General features: G+C 58.3%; 2 protein-coding genes and 1 pseudogene. All 3 read right to left on the minus strand.

Features of this window, described 5'->3' with window-relative positions; all coding sequences use genetic code 11:
* Nucleotides 1-261, minus strand: a pseudogene (locus C7G61_RS42765) (IS66 family transposase); the annotation flags it as partial.
* A 45-nt stretch (nt 262-306) separates the two neighbouring features.
* Nucleotides 307-660, minus strand: coding sequence for an IS66 family insertion sequence element accessory protein TnpB (gene tnpB / locus C7G61_RS42770; protein ID WP_420836851.1), 354 nt, complete (start codon nt 658-660; stop codon nt 307-309).
* The gene (gene tnpA / locus C7G61_RS42775) at nt 657-1,025 is read right to left on the minus strand and encodes an IS66-like element accessory protein TnpA (RefSeq protein WP_108523419.1); all 369 of its coding nucleotides are present in this window, start codon (nt 1,023-1,025) and stop codon (nt 657-659) included. The genes tnpB and tnpA overlap by 4 nt, the downstream gene beginning before the upstream one ends.
* Between the last annotated feature and the right edge of the window lie 208 nt (nt 1,026-1,233).

The following is a 1,233-nucleotide window of genomic DNA, read 5'->3' on the forward strand; positions in this document are numbered from 1 at the left end:
CGTGCGCTCGGATCGCCGGCCGCGCAGTTCGCGCTTCAGCTTTTCGATCGCCAGCTCCAGACTGGCAATCAAGGCCTCACTGTCCGACAGCATGGCCTGCGCATTGGCGGCTTGCGCCACCGCAATGTCCCGCTCGGCGACGACGGTGTCGCACTCGGCAACAACGACATCACGTTCAGCCTGTAACATCTCACGCTCGGAAAGCAGCGCCAGATAGGCGCTCGCAAGGTCCGCAGGAAGATCCACAGGCTTCGAGATCATGAAGCCATTCGATCAGATTCACTCAATATTTTCAATGCAATAATGCTATCCGACCCGTGTCGGACGCCAGGTTTCCTGCGGATTGCGCCAGTCGATCCCGGACAACAAATAAGACAATTGTGCCGGTGAGATCGCTACCGCGCCGCCCTCCATATTCGGCCAGATAAACCGGCCCTTCTCCAGTCGCCGGGTAAAAAGGCAGGCGCCCAGACCATCATGCCAGATGATCTTCAAAATATCCGATCTGCGGCCCCTAAAGACGAAGAGATGCCCTGACATCGGATCATGTTTCAGAACCTCCTGCACCCGAAGCGCCAGGGAGGGAAAGCCACAGCGCATGTCGGTATACCCCGTCGAAAGCCAGACCTTGACCCCTGTTCCCATCGGAAACGGATTCACCGCAGCACCTCCAATCCGCGCATGATCCGAAGCAGCGCTTCAACGTCGACATCGCGGTCCACGATCACACGGCGACCATTCGCGCTGACAACCTCCATCCGGCCGGCATTCGGCAATGACCCTGCTGCCTCTACCTCTGGCATAAGCAGCGCCGGGACAAAGCCATCGACAGGCGACGCAACATCCAGTTGCCACGCTCGTGCGAGCCGGCGCCATTCATATAACTGCGAGCGCGATATTCCATGTCGCCGCGCCGTCGTCGCACACAAGCCAGGTTCCGAATAGCTCTCCGCGACAATCTGGAGCTTCATCTCTTTGCTAAAACGACGACGCCGACCCGTATCGACAATCTCAACTCGATCCATAGCCGCACTGTCCTTTTTGACGTCAATAAGGACAGTCAGTGCCAAATCCGACAATTCCTACAAGGCGGCCCACCTCGGATGCGTACGGCAATCAGAGTGGAGCCCGCCGGCAGCGCTCCCAAGACGATACCGTTCCGACAGTGTCACCGCCCCGCATTCCGCCAAGAAGCCAACGAACCGGCGAGCACGGTTTACGTATTTGACAGAC

Source organism: Bradyrhizobium algeriense (assembly GCF_003062295.1).
Classification (GTDB): domain Bacteria; phylum Pseudomonadota; class Alphaproteobacteria; order Rhizobiales; family Xanthobacteraceae; genus Bradyrhizobium; species Bradyrhizobium algeriense.

What these genes read in the sequence shown, in the direction of transcription:
- tnpA (WP_108523419.1), bottom strand. Translation starts at nt 1,025, where the DNA reads ATGGATCGAGTTGAGATTGTCGATACGGGTCGGCGTCGTCGTTTTAGC.